Raw genomic sequence first — 26,353 nt, forward strand, 5'->3', positions numbered from 1 at the left:
AATTCTCTAATATGCATTTAGAGGCCTCAATGTAAAGAGGATTGAAAGAGTCTTTTACCGGGTTCAACTTGTTTCATTAATTCACGCAGCCTCAATGTAAAGAGGATTGAAAGACGGCAGCCTCCCGTAGAAAAAGCTGCAGTCTCCCCGTGGGCCTCAATGTAAAGAGGATTGAAAGTAAAGTAATCCAATACCTCCCGGGGATCTCCCTCTGTGGTGGCCTCAATGTAAAGAGGATTGAAAGATTGTCATAGGTAATAGAACTTGAGTGATTATCGGGATGCGCCTCAATGTAAAGGGGATTGAAAGGGTTTCGGAACAGCTGCCTCTAAACAAGATGTTGGATGAGTTGGAAATACGTGAATACGCTGTGGTAAAGGCATAAATACCTGGTTTGTCTTTTTATGGGTGGGGCATGTGAATATTATGAGGCTGGTGGCTCCTCTATTAGTAGTAGCCATCCTGGTATCGGGGCTGGTGGTCCTAGATTATACTGTACCCGCGGATATTAAGAGGGATGAGCATAGGGGTTTAACTACCAGGTATTATAGGGATTATTTTGAGCCAGCTATAAGAATACGTGTACCGGGCACGTCGTCAAGGGCTATCACCATATCCAGGGTTTACTTCTGGGCTCTTAACGGTAGCCTGATAGATCTCGGTAGGTATAGAAGTGTAGGCGGCGTCATAAAGATACCCAAGGGTAAGATTGTCGAGGTGTATGGGGAAGTAGCTGAATACGTGAAGAGAGAAGGGTTAGACCCTGATAGCGTCGGATTAGGATTAGTAATACTGAACTCTATACACATGGAAGACGGAGTATACACTAATATTATCATGCCACCACTGAGAATAGGGTTAGCCTCGAAACCAGAAGTATCAATCGAAGTAACATCTAGTCAGAAATCAATTAAGATAAGAGGTATAGAAGACGTAAGGAAAGATGTTGCAAGTAGTCTTGGAGTTGAACCTGAAAAGGTAGTAGTTGAATTAGCAAGTGAAACCGCTTTCACCCGGTTCATTAATTTGTTAAATACTGGGAGAGTTGAAGAGTACTGCTACTATACAGGAGGCCCTAATTATGGTAGGGTGATATGTTATGAATGGAGACTTGATAAAACATATGGAAGCTTCAGTAATGTGGACATACCATTAGCCATGGGTATTATTCGATGGCTAGATAGGGTTAGAGAACCCGAGTTCAATGTTGTTCTAATGGCATCAGAACAATTTGCTATATCAGTTGGTATAGCTCCAACATTTGGTATCGGGAGTAATTATGGTGGCGCATCATATGAGGTGCCGGGTTTATCATGGGCAGCTTATAGTCAGCGAAGTGCCAATCTCAATCTTGGAAAGAGATTTATATACGGGGCTGATTATAATTCTCCAAGCATACTTTATGTTGGATTTAAAGGTAATGCTACAATCGGGTTATTTAAGGAGTACCTCTGCGTATACCCGGATCTAGGCACCCCTACATGTAGTTATCTAGGTGTAGATGCTAATGCAACTATAGCGAGGCCCTTCAAGCTCAACTTAGATAATAGTATAGGTGTGATCGGCGCAGCACCTTTACCTAATACTGAACACTACTTGGTTAAAACATATCAGATATTAAAGGACAACAATTGGTTTGGATCCTGGAAGTACATCACTGGACCCGTCGATTTAAGAATTAACAGTACCATCATTTCCGCTGAACTGAATACTATTCCACTGCTTTCAGGCAGTATAAGCGTTGGGGCTGTATTGTTCGCTCTAGTAGGAGGACCTATACCGGCATGGGCTACCGCACTTCTATGTGTAAGTATAGGTATAACTGCGAGTAGGATGGATCAGCGATTCATGTTTATAGGTGTATCATTCGTTGTTAATAGTGGTAAGTTAGTTGCATATAGATACATTAATTCGCCATACTTCTACAAGTACCAGGATGGTAGTTACAAGATTGGAGGAGTATATGTTGAAACCTGGTAGAAACAATCCCTTTTCCGCTTTGTCTTTCAATCCGCTTTCAAACGGATCCCTTATAGCTAAAAGATGCATCTACACATATCTCCACCAACCACTCTCCAATACAAGCATCTACCCATACCTTAACTCTCAACCCACCGCTACCCCGGCTTCCCAACACATACATCTCATAATCCATAGCAGTGTAGGATCACACTTAGTCATCGATCAGTTGAAGTGAAGAAGCCTGTTAAAAACAATATGAAAGCAGTGTTTTTCTATGCAGGATAACTATTAGGAGCCCTACACACGTGGATAAGCAATACCTAGATGTCTCCCCGCCTCAATGCAGAGAGGATTGGGGGCTGTGAGTTGTGTTGAGGGGAGTGCGGCGGCCGGGATTTGAACCCGGGATTTCCGGCGTGGCAGGCCGGCGTCCTAGTCCAGGCTAGACGACCGCCGCATCACGTATTTTCTAGGTGGGGGTGGGTTTTAAAGTGTTTTCGTTTGGGGTTTGTGTGAGTGCCGCCGCCGGGATTTGAACCCGGGTCACGGGCTCGAAAGGCCCGCATACTTGACCGGGCTATACTACGGCGGCGTGTCCCGATGGGTTTTATTCCTGCTGGGTTTTTAATTCTTTACGGGCTGCTTCTACTTGGCTTGTGTTCCCGCTCTCTCGATGGCTGCCCTTATCCTTTTCAATGCCTCCTCCCTGTTCCTCCACCCTATTGTTTTAACCCATTTACCTGGCTCGAGCTCCTTGTAGTGTTCGAAGAAGTGCTTTATCCTCTGCTTCACTGGTTCAGGTATGTCGCCTATATCTCTTACACCACTGTACCTTGGGTCCACTTTGTCGGCTGGTACAGCTATTATCTTAGCGTCCCTCCCCTTCTCATCCTCGGTCTCCAGGACGCCGACCGGCCTAGCCTTTATCACTGAGCCTGGGACAAGGGGCTCGGATGAAACCACGAGGACGTCCACGGGGTCCCCATCCTCCTCAAGGGTACCGGGGATGAAGCCGTAGTTGAAGGGGTACACCATGGATGTGTAGAGAACCCTGTCAACGAAGAGTAAGCCTGTCTCCTTGTCAAGCTCGTATTTCACACCGCTGTTAACAGGGATCTCTATTACAACATATACTTCTTCAGGAGCCTTGGAGCCGGGGCCCAGCTTATCGTATACACCCATTGGTTAACACACCTCCAGTATTGGCGCACGACACTCTATGAGTGCAGCCAGGGGTAAAAAGCGTTACCTAGACTCCTCCACGCAGCCGGGAACCCGGCCGCCCTGCTAATAGGGGGCGGGCCGCAGGCCTAGAGCTTCAGCATTATCGCTACAGGTATACCCTCCCTGACGACCACTGTTATCCTGCTGGGGACCTCGACCGTTGTCCATGGCTCAAGCGACTTCTTAAGGTTCTGCAGCGTCAGTATCGTCGTGTTTATCTTCTCAATAGCCTCCTCAATAACCTTGAGCTCGGTTAATGGATCCGGGTTTATCAGTATCTTAGCGTCCTTCAAGTCTATCTCTCTACCGGACACCAGGACCTCGTCGCCCAGCAGGTTCTTGAACGTCTCCCTCAGCTTCTTAACCTGCTCGGCCCTCACCCGTGCATCCTCCAGCTTCTTAAGGTTCTCGGCCAGCTGCTGCTTGAGGGATGTTATAGTGTCATCTATCATCTTGACTACGTCCCTGAATGAGGAAACCTCCTTTATCATCACGCTCAAATCGCTCCACCTAGGTTTACTATTTAGAGAGGAGAGAATAAATAAATTTTTCCCTCAAAAGTACCTTGGAGGACTAACGCTTAAGCAGCCTCCCCAGGAGCACTGGGACCTGGGAAGGGGTCTCGGCTACAGGTATCCCGGCTTCCTCAAGGCTCCTCCGCTTAGACGCGTAGTCCCCCATCCCCATGGATATTATTGCCCCTGCATGCCCCATCCTCTTACCGGGCGGCGCAGTCCTCCCAGCCACATAGGCTACAACAGGCTTCCTCTCAGCCAGCCCAGCGTAGAATCCCGCGAACCTCTCCTCCGCGTCCCCGCCTATCTCACCCACGACGACGAGTGCATCCGTACCGCTGTCCGCGAAGAAGAGCTTGGCGGCGTCTATGAAGTCGAGGCCTGTGACAGGGTCGCCGCCGAGGCCGAGCACTGTTGAAACCCCGTAGCCGTGCTTCGAGAGCTCACGAGCTATCTCATACGTGAGGGTCCCACTCCTCGAGACTATCCCGACCCTGCCGGGTTTAAACACGTGGGCCGGCATTATGCCGAGCTTCGCCTCGCCAACCGTCATTACACCGGGTGTATTAGGCCCCACGACGACCACGCCGCGGCTCCTTGCGTAGTTGACGAATCTGAGCTCGTCGTGCAGGGGGATGCCCTCGGTGATCACGACCACTGTTCTCACACCGTTGTCAACGGCCTCGTAGACAGCGTCACCTGCGAATCTTGCCGGGACGAAGACGATGCTGGCGTCAACCGCTCCCTGCTCCCTCACGGCTTCCCATATAGAGTTGTATACTGGGACACCGTGAACATAGCTGCCTCCCTTACCGGGCGACGTGCCCGCCACGATCCTGGTACCGTACTCCAGCATGAGCTTCGTGTGGAAGCTCCCCTCCCTCCCGGTAACCCCTTGAACCACTACTCTAGTGGCTGAGTCAACGAGGACGCCCATCTAACCCACCTCCCTCGCTAGTTGAACCACTTTTAAAACCGCTTCATCCATCTCCGTGTAAGCGTTTATCCCGTGCTCCCTGAGTATCCTCCTCCCCTCCTCCTCATTGGTGCCAAGCATCCTGACCACGACTGGCTTAGCCACCCCGGCCTCCTTCAAGGCTTCAACGACTCCTGCTGCAACCTCATCGCATCTCGTTATACCTCCAAATATGTTGACGAGGACTGCTTTAACCCTTGGATGAGTGAGCACTATTTTAGCAGCCTCCCTAACCCTTTCACGGGTTGCCCCACCCCCTATATCCAGGAAGTTAGCCGGCCTCCCACCGTAGTGGAGGATGGCGTCCATCGTGGCCATGGTCAACCCGGCTCCATTACTTATCACCCCTATATCGCCGTCCAGCTCCACGTAGTTGAACTCCAACTGCTTGGCAAGCCGCTCATAGCTGGATGCATCCCTCCCGTAGAGGGGCTGTAGATCCGGGTGCCTGTACAAGCTGTTATCGTCCACGATCACCTTGGCATCCAGGGCTGTAAGCCCCCCGCTACACGTGTATGCAAGCGGGTTGAACTCAACGAGCTCGGCATCGTAGTCAACCATAATCCTGTACATGGCTCTCATAACGTTCTCGAGAACCCCTAGTTTATCCCATGGAAGCCCGAGGAAGCCCAGCGCCTGCCTAGCCATGTAGCTGCTGAACCCGTTGAAGGGGTCTACAGGGATCCTAAGTACCTTATCCGGGTGCCTCCTCGCAAGCTCCTCTATCTCCACCCCGCCCATCCCTGAGACAAGGTAGACCAGCCTCCTCGACGCCCTGTCAACGGTGAGGGAGACGTAGAGCTCGCGGGAGATGCAGACAGCCTCCTCGACAAGGAGTTTCCCAACCCTCTCACCCCTTATACTCGTGGAGAACAGCTCGCCGGCCTTAGCCACCGCTTCCTCAAGGCTCCCAGCCTTCTTCACGCCGCCGGCTAAACCCCTACCGCCTACAAGCACCTGCGCCTTTAAAACCACCACTTGGGAGCCAAGCCTCCTATACGCCTCCGCAACCTCCTCAACACTCGAGGCAAGGAGCCCCCTGGGGACGTCGACACCATACCTCCTAGCTATCTCCTTACCCTCATACTCGTAGAGCTTCATGTAGAACCCCTGTTAAAGGTATCGGTGGGGAAGCATTTTAAACGATTACTGATGTAAAGGGGGAAACCCTTTAGGGCGGGAGGAGGTTAGTGATCCAGGTGGGTTGATGCAATGTAGTTGGCGAGTATAGCTAGGTATATGTTGGCCTCCACGGGATCCGTGTTAACAACCAGCTCCCTGACCACTATCCCGGTGGATGAAAACCTGTGCTTCAACTCCCTTAAATAATACTCCTCTACCCCGGTGCCCGCAACCAGGGCGTCGCCGGGGCCCCTCAGCATCTCCGGGTGCTCGTACCTTGCGTCAACACCCCTACGCCTCAACGCTTCAACAAGGTAGAGTGAGGAGGATTCGAGAAGCCTCCCAGAGGTCACGGTGAGCGACCTGTGTGAAAGCATCCAGGAGACAGCGTCACCGTAGGCTTCGATAAGCCCCTCTACAACCGGTGTGAAACCCTCCCGGCTGTGTCCAAGTATCCTCGCACCCCTCTTAGCGAGCCTGCCCCCGTAGAGCTCCGCCAGCGCATGGTACACGGCGATAGACATCGCGAGCGATGAGTCGAGCTCGCCCTGCGAAGCCGTGTAAAGCAACCCGTATCCCTCGAGCACCTCAGCCTCCCTCCCACCACTAGGCTTCCCCGTGAACGCTGCATACGGGTGGCCCATGACCCTGGCCACCTGTAGCATGTTGAGGAAGCTGGCTGAAGGGGCTGGAGCGTAGGCGACGATAGGTGTTGGATCCCTGTATGCAAGGATGTAGAGGGCTGTGGAGGATGCGTCGAGGAGGAGGATCGACTTCTCCTCATCCATGGTGACCGTGTGCCAGAACATGCAGGAGGCCGGCAGGTAGCCGTGGCCGCTGTACGCTACTATGAGCCTCGTGGACTGGGAGCTGCTTAGAAAACCCACTAGGCTCCTCGAGAGGCGCCTAGCATCCTCCTCTAGGCTCGTGAGCTTCGACACATATTTCTTCACATCAAAGCCGTCTCCAGGCTCCTGCAGCAACTGCACTCCTCTCTACACGGCTCACTCGGCAGCAACCCTATTATGTCTGGGAGGAGTTTTTGAATCTTCTCAGTGTTCCTCCTCATGGTTGCGACAACCTCCTCGGCTGTAACGGGTTTCTCAGCCCATACATCGTAATCCGTAACCATGGCTATGGTTGCATAGCAGAGCTGTGCCTCGCAGGCGAGGTTCACCTCGGGGACAAGCGTCATCCCAACGATGTCGGCCTTGAAGACATCCCTCCAAACCCTGCTCTCAGCCCTCGTGCTGAACCTGGGTCCCTCTATACATATATAGGTGCCCTTGCCATGCACCCTTATATCGCTGTGCCTGCCGGCTGCCTCCAGTATCTTCTTCCTCAAGCACTCGCAGAACGGGTCGGCGACGCTCACGTGTGCAACGCTCCCTCCCTCGAAGAATGTGAAGGCCCTGACCCCTTTAGTCATGTCTATGAATTGATCCGGGACAACGAAGTCCCCGGGCCTGTAGTCCTCCCTCAGGCTCCCCACTGCTGAAACAGCTATAACCCATTTCACGCCAATACTCTTCAAAGCCCATATGTTAGCCCTGTAGTTCACCCTGTGAGGCGGTATCCTATGCCCCCTCCCATGCCTGGGTAGGAAGGCTATCGTCCTCCCGTTCAACTCGCCTACTATAATGTTGTCGCTGGGGGCACCGTAAGGCGTGTAAACCTTGTACTCCCTTACATTGGCTAACCCTGGTAGACTATATACCCCGCTCCCCCCTATAACGGCTACTTCTGCTTTAACCGGTGGCTCCACTAGCATAGCCTACACCCTTAACACGTATCTATCCCTAGCCGCATCATAGTCAACCACTCCTTTCTCCACGAGGACCCGGAGGGCCTCCCTGTAGTAGGCTTCACCAACATCTATCCCATACCACTCCCTGAACCCCTCGACAACCTCGCTGAAGCCCCATTCACGCCTCCCAGTCTCCCTGTAGGCTTCACTCATCATTCTCTTAATGAACTGGTAGGTGTCCTCGAGCCTCGTCCAAGGATACTGGAACCAGACCCACTCCTTGACCTCGAGGTAGTAGTAGTCGGGCCTGTACTTGGCTACAGGGCTTATCCACTGTAATGCAGCAGTCTTAACCTCCCTGGGACCCCAGTTATCCCTCACGTAATCCCTCGCCAGCCTCAACGTCTCCCCTGTGTCAACTATGTCGTCGACCACGAGTACGTTGAGGCCAGACGCGTCAAGCCTATACGGATACTTAAGGATGGCGCGCTCCCCCGCCTTAGCCGCCTCAGTCCAATGCTGGCTCTGAATACTTGCAAGGTTCTCGACGCCGAGGAAGTCGCATACAAGCCTAGCGGGGACGAAGCCGCCCCTGGATACAGCGACAACTAGGTCGGGCCTGAACCCGCTTTCCCTCACCAGTCTAGCGAGATTCCTCGACCAGTCGACTACCTCATCCCATGTAACTAAATGTGTTTTAACCCGGGGCATGCCTATCACATTGTATCAATAATACGCGTGGACTTAAAAAGTTGGAAGCCTAACTCCTCCCGGCGAGCAGGAGCCTGCCGCTGACGGTGAAAGCCCTCCCACCCGCATGCATCAGTATCCTGGCCTTACCGAGATTCCACCCGTACCTACCGTAGAGATCCCTGTTGACCCGTACAGCCTTCACGCCTGCAATAAACAACGTGGACTCCCCCACGGGGACCCTGTTCTCCACCACGCATTCAAGTATGCCGAGGGCTCCTTCGACACCGGGCACCGATACATGCCTGGAAGGATAGGGCTTCAACCCCAGCAACCCCCATTTATCCACCTCCCTCCCGCTGACGCTGCCGGCTTTGAAAGCCGTCTCCAAGTGCTCCTCACCCAGCACGTTAACCGTGAACTCCCCTGTCTCCGAGACATACTCATGCGTCAAGCTCCCCCTCCATATGGAGACCGCTATCAGGAATGGTTCATCACTAATCGGGGAAACCCATGACGCCGACATCACGTTAAGCCTTCCCCCACGGCTCCTTGAAACAACCAGGTACACGGGTCTCGGGTGGAGCACATGGTAGTCGCCTGGATCAACTTCAACGTACACCGCTCCCCACCACTAGGGGTATCCGTCATGGAAAACATTAAAACCCCGGCACACCATTAACTCAGACCCGTGTGCGGGGGTGCCCGAGCTTGGCCAAAGGGGCCGGGTTGAGGACCCGGTGGCGTAGGCCTGCGTGGGTTCAAATCCCACCCCCCGCACTCTCCTAGCAGGCTGGCCCGCTGCCCCCACCCTTGCTAATGCTTTAAAATACCTTGGAGGCCTCTATCTAGCTTGTCGAGGAGGATCCCTGTGAGCAGGGTGCTGTACTCGGGGAAAGCCAGGTATCTAGCGGGACTAGGCGTCTTCGCAGGGTCGGCGACGGCTACATATAGCTCGACCCCTACCGGTGTCGCAGCAGGACTAGTACTCCTGGCTGCCTCAATGCTCTACTTCTACATGTATATCGAGCGATACGGTAGCAGGAGGGAGGCATTGAGCCTCCTATACTTGCTCACCCCTGTCGTCGCCGCCGGCTCACTGCTCGGCGCACTGCTCTCCGGCCCCTCCCCGGCCGCCGGTTTCACTGCAGCCGGGGTATCGGTTGCATCACTCATCCTAGTATTGATCGCTGGGAGGATGCAGGGCCCTTGAGGATAGCCGTCGTAGACTATAAGAAGGAGCCGAGGAAAGGATCCCTGGAGCTATTGGACTCCATATCCAGGCACGGGCATGAAGCCGTGTACCTGAAGACACCCATGCTTGACGCTACTGTATCGCGGAGCGGGGTCAAAGTATATTATTCCACGGAGGAGGTGAGGGTTGACGCAGCAATCCTCAGGGGACTCGGCTTCATAACAAGCCTAGAGGCACTTGTGAAGAGGATAGGCGTCCTCGAGGCACTCGCCTCCCTCATCCCCGTGGTCAACGATCCCTCGAGATCCCTGGTTGCAAGGGATAAGTGGAGGTGCCTACTACACCTCCACCTTAAAGGGCTCCCCGTGCCCGAGACCCTTGTAACAGAGAACCCGTTCACAGCCATGAGGTATGTCAGGGAGAAGCAGCTCGTGGTGTACAAGCCGCTGATGGGGAGCCTGGGCCTCGGCAGCACATTAATACACGACCCCGACCTAGCGTTCAACGTGACAAGGGGTTTAATGAACATTGGGCAGCCAAGCTACTACCAGGTGTTCCTTGATAAACCAGGCTACGACTACAGGGTCTTCGTGGTGGGCGGCAGGGTGATAGGGGCTATGAAACGCGTCAACCCCTACTCGTGGAAAACAAACGTGGCGCAGGGAGCCGGGGGAGTAGCCGTTAAGGAGAGCGAGGAGCCCGAGGTATACGAGCTCGGGTTGAAGGCTGTTGAAGCCCTTGGATTAGACTACGCGGGGGTCGACGTCGCATACGATAAGGCTACTGGAGGATACTATATCCTCGAGGTAAACGCCTTCCCGCAATGGGAGGGGTTGAGGAGCGCCACAGGGGTTAACCCGCCTGACCACATAGTTGAATACGTGGTTGAGAAAGCAAGGAAGTAGGTTTCCCTGGGAAAAAACCGTGGAAGGGTTTAGTGTTTCACACGGATCTTAACCACTGAGCTCTGGAACTCCTGCTGTATGTTCAGGTTGCTGAGCTTGCCCTGGAGCTCCTGGAGGGATAGCTGGAGCAGCTGCAGTCCCGTGGCGTTGGTCCTGGAGGCGACGTCCCTGACTATATCGTAGCAAAAGTCGTAGAGCTGCCTCCCGTGCAGCGGGAGCGACCTGCTGAGCTTCGCCAGCGCCGCCGCCATTATGCTGGCCACCTGCCTGTACTCGCGCTCCCTCCTCTCCTCCGCCCTCAACTGTATCTCCTTCCTGACCTCGCCGACGACGTCCCTTATCGACTTAACCTCGCCCTTCTCGATCCTCGCCTTCAGCTCGCTCCTCAGCTCAACGGGTAGCTTGTCGATCAAGCCGGGTGGCAGGAACGCTTTAGCCCTCACTATTCCGAGATCCCTGAGGAACTGGGCGAACACAGTCTTCACGAGCACGGAGTACGCTTTCACGTACATCCTGTAGCCTGCGACCGCGTGCCTGAAGCCCGCCGTCACGTTGCCCGCGGCGAGCAGCTGCTGGGCTGTCGCAGTAGCGTTATCGCCCCTCGCTATCCACGCCTCAGCCAGCGTGGTGTTGTATCCCTTCGACTCAGCGTAGCCCACGGCGTTCAGCAGTATCGACTTTAACTCGCTTGAAGCGCTGAGAACAGCGTTCACGGTGTCAGCCGTCACGGTGCCGTTCTCGCCGAGGCTCCCCTTCACCACTCTCGCGAGCACCGGGTGCGCGAACGCCGGCGCGTGGCCGTAGTGTATCGCTGCGACGACGGCGAAGACCGTGGCTTTCCTGGTAGCGTTATCCTTCAACTCCAGCGCCCTAGCCAGGAACCTGTCGCCCACGGTAAGGGTCACGTTCGCAGCGGTCACGTTGCGGCTTATCTCCCACTGGAATAGCTCGTAAGTCAGGTTCCTCACCGTGTAAGCCAGGTTCAACGCGTCCTCGAAGGACAGCACCGGGACAGTGATGTTAACCGTGCCTTCACCGGCCTCAACGACCTCGTCGCTGTCCCCGGCTACCGCGACCGGCACAACTAGCGATGCTGTTGGCAGCAGTAGAGCCACCAGGGCTATCAACCCGAGTATTCTTACATCCATTCACACCTCACCTCAAGCCACCTATATGGCGACCGTTAAAAATAAGGGCTAGACTGAAACAACACCTGTAACCGTTCCACCCGCTTGGAACAATCCCGCGTCCCATGATGCATTAATAAACCCGTTGAACCAGTATCCATTGAATCAGTGATGAGGAGCAAACCGGCGGAGAGGTGAAGAAGAGCTCTCATCCTGAGCACGCGGGGGCTCCAGCCCCTGTAGTTGAATGCGGCCGGTGTAGGTTGGATATAAGGAGGGAAGGGGATAACCTATCTCGGGGAGGCCGCGGAGCAGGCTGGTAGAGGAGGAGTGATGCTCGACTGGTTTAAAACACTCTTAACCTACAGGCCGGACGCCCTGACCGTGTGGAGCGACCCCGTGGTCGCTGAGAGGCTGTCATGGTACCACAGTGTCATGAGGGATGAGAAGCCGGCTAGATTCATGGTGGCTAGGAGGATCCCGGTTGACAGCGACCCCTATGCGGAGGAGTCCCTTGAAGAACTATGGAGAATGCATGACAGGGCTTCAAGAGAGCATGAGTCACTTCTAAGAGACGTCTCCGAGAGAGGGTTGGACGCGTGGAGGCTGGGGGAGCCCCGCTACAGCTACCTCGATGTGAAGATAGCGATCGCATACAGGTTGATCGATGGATGCATACTCTGCGAGAGGAGGTGTGGTGCGAGGAGAACCCAGGGGAAGCCAGGCGTCTGCCTAGTCGACAAGGAGTGCATAGTGCACAGCTACTTCCACCACATGGGGGAGGAGGCCCCGCTGGTTCCGAGTGGAACCGTCTTCTACGGGGGCTGCAACTTCAAGTGTGTCTACTGTCAGAACTGGGAGATAAGCCAGGTCCACGCCAGGAGCGGTGAAAGAGTTGCACCGGGGAGGCTTGCCATCATACAGAGGTGGCTCAGGCTCAACGGGGCCAGGAACATAAACCATGTGGGAGGCGAACCCACGCCACACCTCCCCTTCATACTTGAAAGCCTCAAACACCTCGATGTAAACGTGCCCCAGTTATGGAACAGCAATATGTATATGAGCTGGGAGTCCATGAGGCTCCTCATAGACATTGTTGACATATGGCTCCCAGACCTCAAATACGGGAGCAACGAGTGTGCTTGGAGGTTGAGCAAGGTTAGAAACTACTGGGAGGTTGCGACAAGGAACATTAAGGCTGCACACGACTCAGGAGACATTATTATAAGGCACCTCGTGCTACCCGGCCACGTAGAGTGCTGCACCAGGAGGGTTCTCGAATGGATCGCGTCCAACACGCCGAGAGCACTCGTCAACATCATGGATCAATACAGGCCGGAACACCTTGTAGCACGATACCCCCGCCTCTACCAGGAGATAGCTAGGAGGCCTAGTACCGCAGAGTTAAAGGCGGCGTACGAGATAGCGGATAGCCTGGGCATAGAGTACCGTCAAGTATCGTGAGGTGAACACTGGTTGAGCCAGTCAGCCGGGGTATCAGAGTACTATTTCAGCGAGCACTACAGGGTCTTAGTCATCGAGGAGGGAGACCACTACACTGTGTCGGTAGACGTATACAGGGATGAATGGGTCTTCACAGGGCACATGGAGAAATGCATCGGGGACACATGCCTCCTAGTAAAGGAGCTTGAACCCGGATCCACGGCGGCCCTCGTCGACACAGGGGTTGAAGGAGTGGTTAAGACGGTGGTCATAGGGGTCAGGGTGAAGGAAACCCGTGAAACAGTGAACGTTAAATGGATCATGGGGAGAAAGCCCTCCTACAGTGATGTGGAAGCCCTCTACAGGGCGTCATGGCGGCTAATAGGTTGCACCAGGGAGGGGTGCGCCGAGGGCGCTGAACCAGTATAGCGCAGCGGGCTGGAAAAGCTTATATGTATCGAAGCATCTCATACTGCTCATAGCACTAGGCGTTCACGCGGGCCACCGGCAACCCATGCCCCGTGAAGCAGGATGTGGAAAGGGGGTTACACGCCATGGAGCAACGCTTCGAGCCAAGGCTACGTGAGACAAGATGGGATCCTGGAAGAGAAAGGGAACTACTGGATAAATGGGAGGGGGAAGGCATCCACGAGTTCAAAGCAGACCCAGGGGACCCCAGGGAGATCATAGCGATCGACACGCCTCCCCCATACGCAAGCGGGAAGTGGCATGTAGGCGGCGCCGCCCACTACGCTCAAATAGACATGGTTGCAAGATACTTCAGGATGAAGGGATACAACGTACTCGTCCCCTTCTACGCTGATAGAAACGGGCTACCCGTAGAGGTACAGGTTGAGAAAGCCTACAAGGTGAACCCCCATAAGCTCTCCTCAACCCCGGAGGGCAGGGAGCACTTCCTCAAGCTCTGCAGAGAGTTCCTCGATAAGGCTGAGAGAGACATAGTATCCGTGTGGAGGAGGCTTGGATGCAGCTTCCAATACTGGAAGAATGGGACGGACAGCGAGGAGTACAGGAGGATCACGCAGGCAACCTTCATAGAGCTCTATAAGAAGGGCCTCATATACGAGGCTGAGAGACCCGTCAACTGGTGCCCCAGGTGCAGGACCTCACTAGCCGACGCGGAACTAGAGTATGTTGAAGAAGACACCTACCTATACTACATAAGGTTCCAGGTGAAGGAGACCGGGGAACACCTCGTGGTAGCCACCACGAGGCCCGAGCTACTGCGCTCCTGTAAGGCACTCGTCTACCATCCTGGTGATGAAAGATACTCGAAGTACAAGGGTATGCATGCAGTAAACCCGGTGTACGGCCACGAGATGCCCATACTCGAATACGAGGAAGTAGACCCGGGCTACGGCACCGGGCTAGTCATGGTGTGCAGCTACGGGGATCAAGCCGATGTAAAAATGTTCAGGGATCTAGGCCTCGAACCCCTCGTAATAGTCAGCAAGGACGGCTACCTCACGGAGGAAGCCGGGCCCATCGCCGGGTTGAAGCCCGAGGAGGCCAGGGTCAAGATAGCGGAGATCCTGGAGTCCAAGGGCCTACTGGTTAAGAAGGAGAGGATTAGGCACAGCATCCCGGTGTGCTGGAGGTGTAAGACCCCTATACAGATAGTGAACTCGAAGGAGTGGTTCCTGAAGCAGCTCGAGTTCAAGGACGCACTCTTAAAGCTAATCGAGCAAATAGACTTCAAGCCACCGTTACACAAGAGGAAGCTGGTCGACTGGGTGAACAGTGTTTCAACAGACTGGCCGATAAGCAAGGACAGGTACTATGCCACAGAGATACCCTTATGGAGGTGCAGTAGATGCGGCTCCATACTCCTACCGGAGCCAGGTAGGTATTACAGGCCGTGGAGGGATCCAGCGCCATGGGATAAGTGCCCTGTCTGCGGTGCACCCAGGGAGAGCCTAGTGGGTGAGTCAAAGGTCTTCGACACATGGTTTGACAGCAGTATAAGCGTCCTATACGTAACCCACTACATGAGGAACCCGGCGCTCTTCGAGAAGGCCTTCAAGCACACCCTGAGACCCCAGGGGCAGGACATTATTAGGACATGGCTCTACTACTCGCTTCTAAGAGTATACCAGTTGACGGGTAAACCAGCCTTCAAATGGGTTAGGATAACCGGGATGGGGCTCGATGAGAAAGGGGAAGCCATGCATAAGTCGAAAGGGAACGTGATAGATCCAGACCCATTCATAGAGAAGTATGGTGCAGATGCATTCAGGTACTGGGCGGCGGCAAGCGCGAAGCTAGGCTACGACTACAGGTTCTCGGAGCAAACCCTGAGGACAGGCCTACTCTTCGCGACGAAACTCTGGAACATAGCCAGGTACATATCCAGCTTCCCCGAGCCAGTGGACTACGAGCTCAGAGAGATCGATAAGGCGACGCTAGCGTACCTGGGCAGAGTGCTTGAGAAAGTGGATAAAGCATACAGTGAGCTAGACGTCTACGAGCCAGTGAACGAGCTATACCAGTTCACATGGAACTACTTCGCATCCCACTACATTGAGCTAACAAAGTCAAGGGCGTACAACAGGGAGGGCAAGTACAGTGAGCTAGAGCAGAAGGCCGCATGGTACACATTACACTACACTCTTAAAGCAGTGCTCAGAGCACTCGCACCCATCATGCCTTTCATAACGGACGCCATATACAGGGAGCTCTACGGGAGAAGCGTCCACACCGAGAGATTCCCCGAGCCCCTTGAAGAACACCTTAAACAACCCCACGACCTAGTGGACAGGGTAATGAATGCTGACTCAGCGATATGGGGGTACAAGAAGAAGAAGGGGTTGAAGCTCAGCGACCCATTGAAAACCACGGTCTACCTGCCCAGGGCCCTCGAAGGCGTCCTAGAGGAGCTCAAGGACCTGCATAGACTGGAGAACACGGTGCTCTACGATGAGCCGCCGAGCAACGCCGTCGACATAGGTGGAGGAGTCTACATAGCTGGGGAGGCGGTTTAAACCCTTCTACACGCCCCTGGTCACTGTTTCTTCGAGCCGGCTAGTCTCCTAACCCTGTACTCTATGCTCCAGGAAAACCTCTCTATGTTCTCTCTCACGGAGAGGCTTCCAGGATGGGGTTTCACAAGCCCCTTTCTGATTGCTTCAAGCACGTCCACTATGCTTGACGCGTTGTCGAGCAATATATACGTGTAGGCTGAGCCTATGTGCTCCGGTACATGTGCATCACTGCTCGCTAAGCCGGGCTTACCCAGGAGGCGGGCTGCCTCCATAGCCTTCCTGTTCGCCCCCCTGGGTGCATGAGAGTTCCACACCTCTACAGCATCCCACCCTTTATACTCGTAGATTAACTCCCCGATCCCATGCCTCCACGTGTCGAAGGGGTGTGCAGGTGCAACCACGCAGTTAGACTCATGTGCCTTATCTATGAGCAGCTGTATCTCACGCGGCAAGTCAACCTCGCCCTCACAGTACACCAGTATGTCGCCGCCACTGCTCCTCAACTCTATCCCGGGCACCACAAGAACCCCCGGGGACCCAGTGCCCGCAGCCTCCCTTGAAAGCCTGTAGCCCTCTAACCCGCCTCTAAACGTGTCATGGTCGGTTATAGCGATGACGCCAACCCCCTTAAGGGCGGCATACCTGAGGATCTCCCGGGGACCCGCCCTCCCATCACTGTAGCTTGAGTGAACATGTAGGTCGGCTACGATCATCCCTGCCCACACCGTTTTAAGCCTGTATACATATGCCCGTATATAATGGTGTAGGAGTTGACGAGGATACTCCTCGATGAATCCAAGTGCACGCTGTGCATGCTGTGCGTCGAATACTGTCCAGCATTCGTCTTCACGCTGAGGGAGGGCAGGATAGTGGTTGAGGCGGAGAGATGCGTGGAGTGCTATGCCTGCGAACCCCTATGCCCTGCCGGCGCCGTAAAGGTGGTTGGGGAGGAGTAGGCCGCTAAGCATAGTATGGCTTCAACTCGCCTTTACAATACGGGCACTTATAGTGGAGGACCCTAGCGTCCGCACTGCAGAAGTAGGCCTTCAAACCCTGGCTAACGCATCTGGGACAGTAGTAGATGTTCTTAGCCTCGTAACCGCTGACGAAGTCAAGCGTTGTACCACATATAGCACACTTCTCCGTCGTCCACCCCTTATGCCCCGACTTGTTCACGCCTTTAAGCAAGCCTATCGTCATGTCTCAACACCCCTTAATGCTTAACAGTCCAAGGGGACTTTATAAAATTATTGGGGACACGCGGCTTGACCACGGTCTGCGCCTCATCAGACATACATAGCCCAAGACACCTGGAGCTCTTCAAGAAGGCACTAGAGGAGTCACGGTGCGATCCAGATGTCTTCGTGCTGGCAGGCGACGTCGTGGAACGCAACAACATAGCTGAATACGGACGCGTACTAAGCCTCCTGAAAACAAGGCACCCTGGAACACCCATAGTAGCCGTCTTCGGGAACGAGGAGTACCGTGGCTTTGAAAAAGAGTACATGGAGAAATACAGGGACGTAGTGTTCCTCAACGACTCCTACAGGATCCTGGAGGCCCGTGGAAGCCGGCTCGTAGTCGTCGGCCCAAGAGGGGCGCTCGATAAGCCGACTAAGTGGCAAGAGAAAAACCTCCCAGGGCTAGCCAGGTATTACAGTGAGCTACCGGCCAGGCTATCAGAGCTTTTAAGCGATGCATCGTCGACACACCTACCCATCCTGCTCGTCACGCACTACGGGGTGACCCATAGGAACCTTATCGGGGAGAACCCTGCCGTATACCCTTATCTCGCATCTGTGAGAATGGAGGAGGTCATAGCGAGACACAGCGGGTTGCTGAAGGCAGTGATACACGGGCACGCCCATAACGGGGCCGTTGAAAGCGTTGAAGTAGGCGGTGTCAAAGTATATAATGTCGCGTTGCCGGCGAGGGGGAGAATAGTTGAGGTGGAAGTATAGGCGGCTATCTGACCCCTTCAAGCGCCGCCAGCGAGGACAAGTTAACCACTTGCTCCACAAGCCCGTTGAAGACCAGGTTACTCTTCCTCAACGCCGTGTCAAGCTCGTAGAGTCTCCTAGCCCCGTTGAGGGTTGACATGAGTCCAAGCCTCCTGGCCTCCGACACCATCCCCCTGTACTGTTCACTCAGCCTCTCCTCCAGCATGTCGAGGTAGAGCATTAGTAGAGCGGTCTGCGAGCTCCTCGTCTTCCTATAGTACTCAACAAGCCTCCTCAACCCGTTTAAGAGGAGGCCCTCCCTTGGATCCAGGAGTATGAAGCCGGGCCAACGGGATCCAAGTGCACGGAAGACATCGGCTAGCGACGCCCCGCCCTGTATCAGGGATACCTGTGTTAAACCCGTTGAGGAGAGGTGCTCACTCATGTCATCCCTCCCCACGGACCTCAATGTATCCATGTAGTGTTTCACATCACTCCACTTCCCCGCCGCAAGGATCGAGTCCATCGACCTCTTAAACCTGCTTGGGTCGCTTAACACGCTTTCAACCCCGCTGTGGCTGAGCGCCATGGATGCGACGAGTACAGGGGTGTAGTACTCCGGGTGGACGGCGCCACACACCCTGTAAGCCTCCCTGTAGGCCTTAGCTAGGAGCCTCCCGAGCTCCACGCTTGTTAAAGCCTTCTCACCCCTCCTAACCCTCTCACCCTCCTCATAGGCTTCAACAATACCGTCGAGGGATGACACGATGTTGCATACTACTTCATCGAACAGCTTATCAGGCCTCAACCTGTGGAGGCCGCCCGGCTTCACGTAAGTGTTCAACCCGTTTAATGCACCGTAGACAAGTATCTTCGCTGCCTCAAGGCTCATGGAGTGAACCCTCGCTCCTTAAATTATGCTGGCTGAGGCTAATATTAATCAATGGATAAGGATGCACTAGTGGAGCCAGCGTTACACTCCTGCCTAAGCTCCTCGCCAAGCATGCTGAGCAAGAAGCGGGTTCTCTCGCTCAGGCATCTTGCAAGCCTCCTAGAGTACTCGAGCCGCATAAGTCCCTCAAGCCTCAGTATTTTCTCATCGAAGTGTTTAAGGGACTCCTCAAGGCTCCTCCCATGCCTCTCACCGTAGAGGAACACCCTTATGAAGCCTATCAAGCCAAGCGCATCCAGCTTATCAGCGTCGCTGAGAATCATGGAGAGGGTTGAACCAGATGCACCCGACCTGTTGAAGCTGAAGGAGTGCGCCTTAATCGCGTCGACCACGGCTTCAACCCTGTCCCTTGGGAGCCCCAGCTCCACGAGCAGCTCCTCAGCGGCGAGAGCCGAGTAGTAGGCGTGGGGCTCCCCGATCATCCTGCCGAGGTCGTGGAGGAACACTGCAAGCTTGAGGAGCTCCTCGTCGACTACCACTCCTCCCTCCCTAGCTATCTTGAGCGAGTAGCCCAGTACTCTTTCAACATGAGGCCACCCGTGTTCAAGGGAAGTGTCGTAGAGGGCCCTACATATTTTCTCAACGAGCCCCACAGGCTCCATGGGCAACCACCCTTACGGGTTGAAACGCTTGCTGCACCTCGAAAACTCCCGTAGTATCTCATCAGGGATCTCTATATTAAACCGCTCCCGTAGCACTGCACGGGAACCCTGGGTATCGAAGCCCGTGTCCCTTAAAACCCCTACTATAAGCCATGTGAGGACATCGAGCTCCAGGCAGTCGAGGCCACTGCACTCGCACATCACTTGGAGAGCCTTGAGAGCCTCCCTCCTATTCCTCGACATAACTGCCTCGACGCAGTCCTCGAGGGACCCATAGCCCTCGGCGATACAGGATGAGCAGAGGAGCAGGGAGTTCCTCAGGTCGAGTGGTGGGGGAACCCCTTTTGCAACAGGCTTGAGCCCGGATGCCTCGCAAAGGTACCAGTACATCTTCACAGCGAACGCAACGGTCTTCGAGTAGCCGCCCCCGTAGAGCCCTGTGAGCTCGTCGTAGAGGCCTCTTAAATCCCCACAGTACACGAGTCCATCCGTATTGAGCCTCCTGGAGAGGCTTGAGGCGAAGAATGCTGAAAGCCTCCTCTTCTTCTGCTCGAGGAGCCTTGTGTTCAAGCCTGTGGAGGACATGAATGCGAGCAGTTCCTCAGGCGTAACACTCCTAGAGGCGTCCCTGAAGTACTCGGAGAACCTGTACCAGTATTCCTCCCCACGCGTGTTAAGCTGGTAGCTGACAAGGCTGTTAGCTATGACTAGTACAGCAGCCTCCCCGGCGCCCCTGGCCTCCAAGAGGTTTACGACAGCCTTGAACTGCGGGTCCCCGTGCTTCAGTAACGTGATTACATGCCCAGCCAGCCCGACAGCCTCGCCAACCCTGCACGCCCTGTCATAGTTGAAAACCAGCATTAACACCCCCTGCACGGCTATTCTTAATAATGAGGGCCAGCATTAAGAGTCATCGATCCAGGGTTGGAATGGTGCATCGCGTTGAAGTACGTGTTGATCACTGTGAGAGACGACGAGGTTTCAAGCTTCGAGGCAGCGGAAAAACTGCTCGTCTACGATGTTGAGGAGGGACGGCCAGTTAAATCCCTTGGAAGACCCGTGACACCGGACCTCCTCGAGGACGTAGTCGAGGAGTACGATGCATGGGTGCTCTTCACCAGGGGGATTACAAGGGAGAACCGGGAGCCCGTTGAGGAGGCAGGCATTAAAATAGTTGAGACAAGGGCAGGCAGCGTAGTAGACGTCGTAAAGGAGTTTTTCACCTGGTGAAACCATGGTGGAGCACTACGCTATAGACGTTAACTCCCCAGGGGCGGAAGCCCTGGGAAACCTGGTTAAGAAGCTGGCTGACGCAGGGTGTAGGGAGGTTGAGACAGGCGTGGGCAAACCCAGGCTTTTCTACTGTGGCGAGGACTCCTTCACGTTGATCACATTAATCAAGGACTCACTACTAATAGACCTCGTCAACCCGCCGGGCAGGCTCCTCGACGAAGTACTCAGCACCCTACCACCCTCCCAGACGCTCATAAGGATCCTTGAAAGAGGCTTCGAAGCCCCGTCCCCCCGGGGCCCTGAGAGGCCGTGGGACGGGGGTTTTAAACGGGGGAGAACCCCGCCTTCCTACTGAAGTTCATGACCATTATGGAGAGTATCCTGCCCTGCTTCACCCTGAAAGCCGTGTCCCCGTCCTCGCCGAGTATTTCTTCATCGGCCTCCTGCTCTTCATCAGTGAAGTATATGTAGAGTATGTCGCTCTGCTGATCGTACTCGAAGACTATTTTCTCCGGGTTCTCCACGTAGTACCTCCTGCCCTCCAAGACCACGCCACCTTCACAGTGGTGATGCCACGACATCCGCGAAGTCTAAGGGTAGGGGCATGTTTTTAGACTTGTATTCATCGTACTTCTTCTCCAGGAACGACTTGAAGACCGGGCATATATCGAACTTGCCGTCCCTCTCACACTTAGTCCCCATTAGCAGGAAGCACATCTTCGTCCTCTTATCGTAGTAGGGGCATATCTTATGGTACTGTTTAGCGCTCCTCATAATCCTGTTTATCCAGCGCTGCTTCTCGTCAGCAGGCTTCTTCTCCTGCTTCTCCATCAAGGCCTCATCAAGCTCCTTATCGGATATCCTGGTGTCAGCCATGTCGACCACCCTCCTAGTGGAGACATGTGTTTAATCTCTAATAAGTCTGTCTGCAAGCCGCACCCAATGAACCCACCGTGCACGCCATGGTACAGCATAATAACCGTTAACCACAGGGATCCAGGAGTGATGGAGGGGCGCTGGGAGTGAGGGATCTACTGGTCAAGCCCTACGGTAGCCTCGCCGACGCCTTGGTTGAAGGGTTGAGGAGGCCTCCGCGACGCATGTATCTACGGGTGAACACATTGAGGATCACCCCGGTTAGGCTGGTCGAGCTCTTAAGGAGCCGGGGAGTACAGGCATACATGGATGAACACGTTGAGGAAGCAGTCTACGTGGAGGTGGAGGGCCCCTTCCCCCTTGAATGCAATGCTGAAAACCGCGTGGTCGTCGATGAGAAAACAGCTGTATCCCTAATGCTCGGCGCAAACCTCTACCGTCCAGGAGTGGTTAAGTCAAGCTCCTTCAGGAAGGGGGATAGGCTTCTCGCTGTGACCAGGCATGGGACCCCGGTTGCATGCCTGGAGGCGACAGTATCCTCGAGAAGCCTCCACAGGGCTGAGAAAGGCTTGGTGGCGTACAATACGTCCTCACCGTTCAGGGCTCCCCGGCTAAGTGAGCTCGACATCTACTCGCAGGGGCTCTTCTACCCGCAGGGATACCCGAGCATTGGGACATCGAGGATCCTGGGGCCGGAGCCCGGTGAGCTAGTAGTAGACATGAATGCCTCGCCCGGGGGTAAGACAAGCCATATAGTCCAGTTGACAAGGGGTAGGGCACTGGTCGTGGCCTTCGACAGGAGCCCCGGGAAGGTTGAGAAGCTTAAAGAGACGCTTACAAACCTGGGTTTGAATCTAAATGTGATCGCCGTCCCCTACGACTCACGGTATGCGCATTTAGACTTCAAGCTAGCCGGTAAAGCGGACAGGGTTCTCGTCGACCCACCATGCAGTAACCTCGGCGTCAGACCCAGGCTCGTAGACGACAGGGGCGTCAGGGATGTAGCCAGCCTCTCAAGCTACCAGAGGCAGTTCCTTAAGGCGGCTGCCAGGGTGGTGAAGCCTGGTGGCTACATTGTTTACTCGACGTGCACGCTTACCCTTGAGGAAAACGAGGAGAACATAGTGTACGCTGTCGAAGAGCTTGGATTGGAGAGCGTGGAGCTTGAATCCAGCCCGCCGTTCTCGGAGAAGACCTCTTACAGGGGGGTCGTGGGCTACAGGTATACCCCGCTAAGCGGCGACATGCCGGGGCACTTCATCGCATTGCTGAGGAAGCCCGCCTCCTAGTCAAGGGGGTCCCGCAGAGAGGACACGTCTTCTCACCCGGCTTAGCTGGAACATACCCGCATGTAGGGCAATACTCCAAGTACTCTCTCCCAGTCCTGATACCCCTGGTTCTCAGGGGCTTGAATGATACCCCTAGGTGTAGGAGCAGGTTTTGGAGACTGTAGTCGTCTGTCACAACGATGACCTTGCCTCTCCCACTGAGCATTACGGCGAGTGACGCGATGCTTAAATCGGTCTCCGAGAGCCTTGAAACCTCACCTATCCTCCTAGCCTCCTCGAGGACCCTGGAGTAGGATGACTCATCGGGGTCAAGCACCTCGAGGAGGCCTGCTTCAAGCGCATCTGTCAAAGCCGCCTTGTTCTCCTCGTCCACCACCTCGCCTGCCGCCAGCCTCGTAGTGTAGACCCTGTAGAGGTGGTGTGGCAGGAGCCTATAGTACTTGGCTAGTAAGCCCCCTGTATCCAGGATGACTATTATGCTAGTATACAACTCTCCTCTTACCCAGGACTATTTTTATCAGGTCGCGGCCACTGCTGAATCTAACGAGCTTCAAGAAGCCTACACCACCTGTTATCCTTACAGGCTCCCTCCTGTCAAGCAGCCTCATTTTCTCACCGTCCACGTAGAGCACCGTGTAACCCCTTGAAGCCGCCTCGACAACGCTCACATAGGCCGGCAGCGTTATCGAGGGTATGCCGAGCTGCATCGGGTTCAAGTGCGTTAACACTAGTTCATCGCCCCAGCCGGCTACAAGGGGGCCTCTAGCAGATAGGTTATAGCCGGCTGAGCCAGGCGCCGTGCTCACGATGAAGCCGTCTCCCTCAAAGTCGTACCTCGAGTAGACGCCGGCTGAACGCACCGTCACCGTGAACCCTATCACCCTACCCATGTCCATGTTCAACACGGCTGCCTCGTTCAGGAAGTACACGCATCTATCCCTTACGCAAACCCTGCCCCTCGGGTAGAGTTGAACCATGAAATCCCCTTTCAACACTTTCTCAACGATCAAGGATGCCGATGGTATATCCTCGTCGTAGAACGTGTTACGTCTACCACACGGGTGTGGGAGTATCAGGGGGGTGGTGGACTCTCCCTGAAGCATCAGCGATATTCTTAGAATAGTCCCATCACCGCCGACGCTGAGCACCAGGTCCTTGTCGACCACGCTCCTCGTGCTCGCATCATCCACGGTGGAGACCTCTACGCTGACCCCTCTCCCCTTGAATAAGTCACTGTACTTCTTAGCTATATCCATGCACTCCCTGGTCGGCTTGTAGACCACGTAGACTGATGAAACAGGGTACATTGCTTATCAATCCGTGAACACTCTTAAGGCCTTCATTCATAATAATACCGTTGGCGAGGGATTTAAAGACACTGAGGAAACACGGCAATCCATGTGGTGAGGCAGGAGGAAAAGCCTTGCTGTGTGTGAGCGTTGAGAAACACTTGGCTGAGGCTGTGTTGAAGAGGTTGGGGAGTAGGTCCCTGGTGGACCCAGATCACCTTGTAACCAGGAGCGGGGACTCCATCCTGATACCTGTTAAGGACGCCCTGGGTGTTAACGAGGCGTTGAAAGAGGTGTCATTCAAGCTCGTTGAATGCAGCCCGCCCAGTAAGCAGAGGATGCGTGTTGAAAAAGTACCCTCCTACGACCTGATAGGGGGTGTAGCCATTGTCAGGGATAACGTGCTAGGCTACATGGGTGAAGCAGAGTTAATCCAGGTGTTGAGAAGCATACACCCAGGTCTCAGAGCCATATATGTCAAGGAGGAGACCGTCGACAAGTATAGGACACCGGTTCTCAGGCTGCTCTGGGGGGAGCCCGTTGAAGAGGTCCTGGTGAAGGAGTACGGGTTATCCTTCAAGGTCTCCCTTGGGAGAGCCTACTACAACCCGAGGCTGAGCGAGGAACACCACAGGGTTGCATCACTAGTGAGAGACGGGGAGGTAGTTGTAGACTTGTTCACGGGTATAGGTGGGTTCCCGGTACACATAGCATCCCTCAGAACCGCCCTTGTCATCGCCAACGACTTGAACCCCGAGGCCTATAGGCTTCTCTGCGAGAACATAGCGTTGAACCACAGGAGGTTGAAGGGCACCATCATACCTTTAAACCTTGATGCAAGGGAGGTCGAGGGATACGTAAAGGTGGCTGGGAGGGCTGACAGGGTGATCGCTAACCTGCCGAAGTGGAGCGTTGAGTTCACCGATGTCTACGACGCACTGTTAAGGCCCGGCGGGGTCCTCCACATATATGTGCTCTCATATGATGCTGAGTCATCTATCATGGAGCTGGAGGCCAGGCTACCCGGCTGGATCCACATGGGATCCAGGCTCGTCCTCGAGTATGCTCCGAGGGCCGGCATATATAGATTCGATCTCGCCAAGCCTGATCACGTATAGCCTCACCTCAAGGAGGGATCCAGGGTTTCTCAGAGCATTGACGAGGCCCCTATCGATATCCCTGGCAGCCTTGTTAGCCCTGATGCCCACGGTGGCTGGCTCCACGAAGAGGCTTCTCCGTATGATCAATTTAACAGGGTCGTCGACTACGAGCCTACTGCTACCCTGTGCAAGAATGAAGTCTGAGAAATCCCCCACCTTGAACACCACTATGAGGATTGAGTCATCCCTCCTCAAAGCCTCCTTGAAGGATCCCGAGAAATCCCTAGGGGACTTATCGGCTGCAACCCCTATTATGCAGTCACCTCTCTCGGTAAGATGCTCCTCCCTCGTCACCTCGATTGTTGATGCATGCGTAGCCCTGATGCTTGGATGCCCCCGTGCATGGATGACCTCCATTATCACGCTTAAACCCCACTTTAAACATAGAGTTCACTGTGTGTTTAAAAGAGGGTAGGTGTGGATGCAGGGGTTTGAGGAGCAGAGGAGGCTCGTCGTAGAGGGCTTACGCTCACTTGGATACATTAGGAGCGAGAAGACGGCGAGGGCGCTCCTCCGGGTCCCACGGGAAGCATTCCTCCCCCCGCAGCTGAGGGAGTACGCGTATTACGATACACCCCTCCCAATAGGGTATGGGCAGACCATCAGCGCCATACACATGGTTGCAATAATGACTGATGAACTCGACCCGGAGCCCGGTGACAAGGTCCTCGAGGTGGGAACAGGCTCCGGTTACCAGGCAGCCGTATTAGCCGAGATCGTTGCTAGAAGCGACCCCGGGAGGAAGGGGCATGTCTACAGCGTGGAGAGAATACCCGAGCTCGCCGAGTACGCGAGGACGCGTCTCAGGGAGGCTGGCTACGGCGACGATGTCACCGTGGTGGTCGGCGACGGGACCCTCGGCCTCCCCGGTGAAGCCCCGTTCAACAGGGTGATCGTCACGGCTGCAACCCCCGCTGTGCCACCACCGCTCATAGACCAGTTGGCTGATGGAGGGAGACTAGTGGCACCCGTGGGAGACCGGTTCTCACAGCGACTCGTAATAGTTGAGAAGAAAGGAGGCTCCATCACCAAGAGGTATGGGATGGAATGCGTATTCGTCCCGTTGATCGGTAGGTATGGGTGGCACCCTGACTCGGAGTAGCC

At 54.7% G+C, this 26,353-nt stretch carries 32 protein-coding genes, 3 tRNA genes and 1 CRISPR repeat array (1 of these 36 running past the window's edge); of the genes, 14 read left to right on the forward strand and 21 right to left on the reverse strand.

Annotated features, from left to right (window positions below; all coding sequences use genetic code 11):
* Positions 1-309: a CRISPR direct-repeat array (repeat unit 25 nt; unit sequence GCCTCAATGTAAAGAGGATTGAAAG) (it extends 3,773 nt beyond the left edge of the window).
* Between the two features lie 99 nt (positions 310-408).
* Positions 409-1,980: a hypothetical protein gene (locus DESMU_RS05330; protein ID WP_245526420.1), complete on the forward strand. Its 1,572-nt coding sequence runs from the start codon at positions 409-411 to the stop codon at positions 1,978-1,980.
* A 363-nt stretch (positions 1,981-2,343) separates the two neighbouring features.
* On the opposite strand, the gene DESMU_RS05335 is transcribed toward DESMU_RS05330, so the two are convergent.
* The 10 genes from DESMU_RS05335 to DESMU_RS05380 all read right to left on the reverse strand — a co-directional run bounded on the left by DESMU_RS05335 (position 2,344) and on the right by DESMU_RS05380 (position 8,858).
* Positions 2,344-2,419, reverse strand: a tRNA-Gly gene (locus DESMU_RS05335).
* 60 nt (positions 2,420-2,479) lie between these two features.
* Positions 2,480-2,554, reverse strand: a tRNA-Glu gene (locus DESMU_RS05340).
* A 53-nt stretch (positions 2,555-2,607) separates the two neighbouring features.
* Positions 2,608-3,144: an inorganic diphosphatase gene (gene ppa, locus DESMU_RS05345; RefSeq protein ID WP_013562576.1), complete on the reverse strand. Its 537-nt coding sequence runs from the start codon at positions 3,142-3,144 to the stop codon at positions 2,608-2,610.
* 128 nt (positions 3,145-3,272) lie between these two features.
* On the reverse strand, positions 3,273-3,686 hold the full coding sequence (locus DESMU_RS05350) for a hypothetical protein (RefSeq protein ID WP_013562577.1): 414 nt from the start codon (positions 3,684-3,686) through the stop codon (positions 3,273-3,275).
* A 73-nt stretch (positions 3,687-3,759) separates the two neighbouring features.
* Positions 3,760-4,638, reverse strand: coding sequence for a succinate--CoA ligase subunit alpha (gene sucD, locus DESMU_RS05355; protein ID WP_013562578.1), 879 nt, complete (start codon positions 4,636-4,638; stop codon positions 3,760-3,762).
* Positions 4,639-5,778 carry an ADP-forming succinate--CoA ligase subunit beta gene (sucC, locus tag DESMU_RS05360; protein WP_013562579.1) on the reverse strand — a complete coding sequence of 380 codons (1,140 nt, stop codon included), beginning with the start codon at positions 5,776-5,778 and terminating at the stop codon, positions 4,639-4,641.
* An 86-nt stretch (positions 5,779-5,864) separates the two neighbouring features.
* The gene (locus DESMU_RS05365) at positions 5,865-6,788 is read right to left on the reverse strand and encodes a hypothetical protein (protein ID WP_013562580.1); all 924 of its coding nucleotides are present in this window, start codon (positions 6,786-6,788) and stop codon (positions 5,865-5,867) included.
* Positions 6,749-7,570: an S-methyl-5'-thioadenosine phosphorylase gene (locus tag DESMU_RS05370; RefSeq protein ID WP_013562581.1), complete on the reverse strand. Its 822-nt coding sequence runs from the start codon at positions 7,568-7,570 to the stop codon at positions 6,749-6,751. The genes DESMU_RS05365 and DESMU_RS05370 overlap by 40 nt, the downstream gene beginning before the upstream one ends.
* A 3-nt stretch (positions 7,571-7,573) precedes the next feature.
* Positions 7,574-8,257: a phosphoribosyltransferase gene (locus tag DESMU_RS05375; protein ID WP_013562582.1), complete on the reverse strand. Its 684-nt coding sequence runs from the start codon at positions 8,255-8,257 to the stop codon at positions 7,574-7,576.
* 49 nt (positions 8,258-8,306) lie between these two features.
* Positions 8,307-8,858: a flavin reductase family protein gene (locus DESMU_RS05380; RefSeq protein ID WP_013562583.1), complete on the reverse strand. Its 552-nt coding sequence runs from the start codon at positions 8,856-8,858 to the stop codon at positions 8,307-8,309.
* A 73-nt stretch (positions 8,859-8,931) separates the two neighbouring features.
* On the opposite strand from DESMU_RS05380, the gene DESMU_RS05385 reads away from it, so the two are divergent.
* The 3 genes from DESMU_RS05385 (at position 8,932) to DESMU_RS05395 (ending at position 10,336) form a co-directional block, all read left to right on the forward strand.
* Positions 8,932-9,016, forward strand: a tRNA-Leu gene (locus tag DESMU_RS05385).
* 73 nt (positions 9,017-9,089) lie between these two features.
* Positions 9,090-9,449 carry a hypothetical protein gene (locus DESMU_RS05390; protein WP_013562584.1) on the forward strand — a complete coding sequence of 120 codons (360 nt, stop codon included), beginning with the start codon at positions 9,090-9,092 and terminating at the stop codon, positions 9,447-9,449.
* Complete coding sequence (locus DESMU_RS05395; protein ID WP_013562585.1) at positions 9,446-10,336, forward strand: ATP-grasp domain-containing protein; 891 nt, start codon at positions 9,446-9,448, stop codon at positions 10,334-10,336. Before DESMU_RS05390 ends, DESMU_RS05395 begins: the two co-directional genes overlap by 4 nt.
* 29 nt (positions 10,337-10,365) lie before the next feature.
* On the opposite strand, the gene DESMU_RS05400 is transcribed toward DESMU_RS05395, so the two are convergent.
* Positions 10,366-11,484 (reverse strand): hypothetical protein, encoded by a 1,119-nt coding sequence (locus DESMU_RS05400; protein WP_013562586.1) that lies wholly within the window; start codon positions 11,482-11,484, stop codon positions 10,366-10,368.
* Positions 11,485-11,796: 312 nt separating this feature from the next.
* Here DESMU_RS05400 and DESMU_RS05405 point away from each other — a divergent pair, with 312 nt between their 5' ends.
* The 3 genes from DESMU_RS05405 (at position 11,797) to DESMU_RS05415 (ending at position 15,908) form a co-directional block, all read left to right on the forward strand.
* Positions 11,797-12,927, forward strand: a complete 1,131-nt coding sequence (locus DESMU_RS05405) for a radical SAM protein (RefSeq protein WP_013562587.1) — start codon at positions 11,797-11,799, stop codon at positions 12,925-12,927.
* Between the two features lie 12 nt (positions 12,928-12,939).
* A complete protein-coding gene (locus DESMU_RS05410; protein WP_013562588.1) occupies positions 12,940-13,335 on the forward strand; it encodes a hypothetical protein in 396 nt (131 codons plus the stop codon).
* A 125-nt stretch (positions 13,336-13,460) separates the two neighbouring features.
* Entirely contained in the window at positions 13,461-15,908 is a 2,448-nt protein-coding gene (locus tag DESMU_RS05415) for a valine--tRNA ligase (RefSeq protein ID WP_013562589.1), read from the forward strand.
* Positions 15,909-15,928: 20 nt separating this feature from the next.
* Here the strand turns inward: DESMU_RS05415 and DESMU_RS05420 are convergent, their stop codons facing one another.
* Entirely contained in the window at positions 15,929-16,621 is a 693-nt protein-coding gene (locus tag DESMU_RS05420; protein ID WP_013562590.1) for a PHP domain-containing protein, read from the reverse strand.
* Between the two features lie 57 nt (positions 16,622-16,678).
* Here DESMU_RS05420 and DESMU_RS05425 point away from each other — a divergent pair, with 57 nt between their 5' ends.
* Complete coding sequence (locus DESMU_RS05425) at positions 16,679-16,864, forward strand: ferredoxin family protein (protein ID WP_013562591.1); 186 nt, start codon at positions 16,679-16,681, stop codon at positions 16,862-16,864.
* A 4-nt stretch (positions 16,865-16,868) separates the two neighbouring features.
* Here DESMU_RS05425 and DESMU_RS05430 read toward each other — a convergent pair whose 3' ends face one another.
* A complete protein-coding gene (locus DESMU_RS05430; RefSeq protein WP_013562592.1) occupies positions 16,869-17,108 on the reverse strand; it encodes a hypothetical protein in 240 nt (79 codons plus the stop codon).
* Positions 17,109-17,158: 50 nt separating this feature from the next.
* On the opposite strand from DESMU_RS05430, the gene DESMU_RS05435 reads away from it, so the two are divergent.
* The gene (locus tag DESMU_RS05435; RefSeq protein WP_048078579.1) at positions 17,159-17,869 is read left to right on the forward strand and encodes a metallophosphoesterase family protein; all 711 of its coding nucleotides are present in this window, start codon (positions 17,159-17,161) and stop codon (positions 17,867-17,869) included.
* A gap of 4 nt (positions 17,870-17,873) precedes the next feature.
* Here DESMU_RS05435 and DESMU_RS05440 read toward each other — a convergent pair whose 3' ends face one another.
* From DESMU_RS05440 to DESMU_RS05450, 3 genes are read right to left on the reverse strand one after another with little or no spacing between them, the layout of a single operon-like run.
* A complete protein-coding gene (locus tag DESMU_RS05440; protein WP_013562594.1) occupies positions 17,874-18,740 on the reverse strand; it encodes a hypothetical protein in 867 nt (288 codons plus the stop codon).
* A 44-nt stretch (positions 18,741-18,784) separates the two neighbouring features.
* On the reverse strand, positions 18,785-19,402 hold the full coding sequence (locus tag DESMU_RS05445) for an HD domain-containing protein (RefSeq protein WP_013562595.1): 618 nt from the start codon (positions 19,400-19,402) through the stop codon (positions 18,785-18,787).
* A 12-nt stretch (positions 19,403-19,414) separates the two neighbouring features.
* Positions 19,415-20,278 carry an N-glycosylase/DNA lyase gene (locus tag DESMU_RS05450; protein WP_245526422.1) on the reverse strand — a complete coding sequence of 288 codons (864 nt, stop codon included), beginning with the start codon at positions 20,276-20,278 and terminating at the stop codon, positions 19,415-19,417.
* A 75-nt stretch (positions 20,279-20,353) separates the two neighbouring features.
* Here DESMU_RS05450 and DESMU_RS05455 point away from each other — a divergent pair, with 75 nt between their 5' ends.
* Together DESMU_RS05455 and DESMU_RS05460 are read left to right on the forward strand one after the other, a co-directional pair.
* A complete protein-coding gene (locus DESMU_RS05455) occupies positions 20,354-20,632 on the forward strand; it encodes a NifB/NifX family molybdenum-iron cluster-binding protein (RefSeq protein ID WP_245526522.1) in 279 nt (92 codons plus the stop codon).
* A gap of 4 nt (positions 20,633-20,636) precedes the next feature.
* Complete coding sequence (locus DESMU_RS05460) at positions 20,637-20,990, forward strand: hypothetical protein (protein WP_013562598.1); 354 nt, start codon at positions 20,637-20,639, stop codon at positions 20,988-20,990.
* Here DESMU_RS05460 and DESMU_RS05465 read toward each other — a convergent pair.
* Positions 20,959-21,180: a DUF2283 domain-containing protein gene (locus tag DESMU_RS05465; protein ID WP_013562599.1), complete on the reverse strand. Its 222-nt coding sequence runs from the start codon at positions 21,178-21,180 to the stop codon at positions 20,959-20,961. The genes DESMU_RS05460 and DESMU_RS05465 overlap by 32 nt on opposite strands.
* A 13-nt stretch (positions 21,181-21,193) precedes the next feature.
* Entirely contained in the window at positions 21,194-21,511 is a 318-nt protein-coding gene (locus DESMU_RS05470) for a hypothetical protein (protein WP_013562600.1), read from the reverse strand.
* Between the two features lie 146 nt (positions 21,512-21,657).
* On the opposite strand from DESMU_RS05470, the gene DESMU_RS05475 reads away from it, so the two are divergent.
* Positions 21,658-22,800 (forward strand): PUA domain-containing protein, encoded by a 1,143-nt coding sequence (locus DESMU_RS05475; protein ID WP_013562601.1) that lies wholly within the window; start codon positions 21,658-21,660, stop codon positions 22,798-22,800.
* Here the strand turns inward: DESMU_RS05475 and DESMU_RS05480 are convergent.
* Complete coding sequence (locus DESMU_RS05480) at positions 22,769-23,290, reverse strand: NOB1 family endonuclease (protein WP_013562602.1); 522 nt, start codon at positions 23,288-23,290, stop codon at positions 22,769-22,771. The two genes, DESMU_RS05475 and DESMU_RS05480, sit on opposite strands and share 32 nt — an antisense overlap.
* Entirely contained in the window at positions 23,280-24,107 is an 828-nt protein-coding gene (locus tag DESMU_RS05485; protein WP_013562603.1) for an NAD(+)/NADH kinase, read from the reverse strand. Before DESMU_RS05485 ends, DESMU_RS05480 begins: the two co-directional genes overlap by 11 nt.
* Positions 24,108-24,157: 50 nt before the next feature.
* On the opposite strand from DESMU_RS05485, the gene DESMU_RS05490 reads away from it, so the two are divergent.
* A complete protein-coding gene (locus DESMU_RS05490) occupies positions 24,158-25,207 on the forward strand; it encodes a class I SAM-dependent methyltransferase (protein ID WP_013562604.1) in 1,050 nt (349 codons plus the stop codon).
* On the opposite strand, the gene DESMU_RS07040 is transcribed toward DESMU_RS05490, so the two are convergent.
* On the reverse strand, positions 25,109-25,606 hold the full coding sequence (locus tag DESMU_RS07040) for a DUF371 domain-containing protein (RefSeq protein ID WP_013562605.1): 498 nt from the start codon (positions 25,604-25,606) through the stop codon (positions 25,109-25,111). The two genes, DESMU_RS05490 and DESMU_RS07040, sit on opposite strands and share 99 nt — an antisense overlap.
* 64 nt (positions 25,607-25,670) lie before the next feature.
* Here DESMU_RS07040 and DESMU_RS05495 point away from each other — a divergent pair, with 64 nt between their 5' ends.
* Positions 25,671-26,351: a protein-L-isoaspartate(D-aspartate) O-methyltransferase gene (locus DESMU_RS05495; protein WP_013562606.1), complete on the forward strand. Its 681-nt coding sequence runs from the start codon at positions 25,671-25,673 to the stop codon at positions 26,349-26,351.
* Positions 26,352-26,353: the final 2 nt, after the last annotated feature.

The organism is Desulfurococcus mucosus DSM 2162 (assembly GCF_000186365.1).
Taxonomy (GTDB): Archaea; Thermoproteota; Thermoprotei_A; order Sulfolobales; family Desulfurococcaceae; genus Desulfurococcus; species Desulfurococcus mucosus.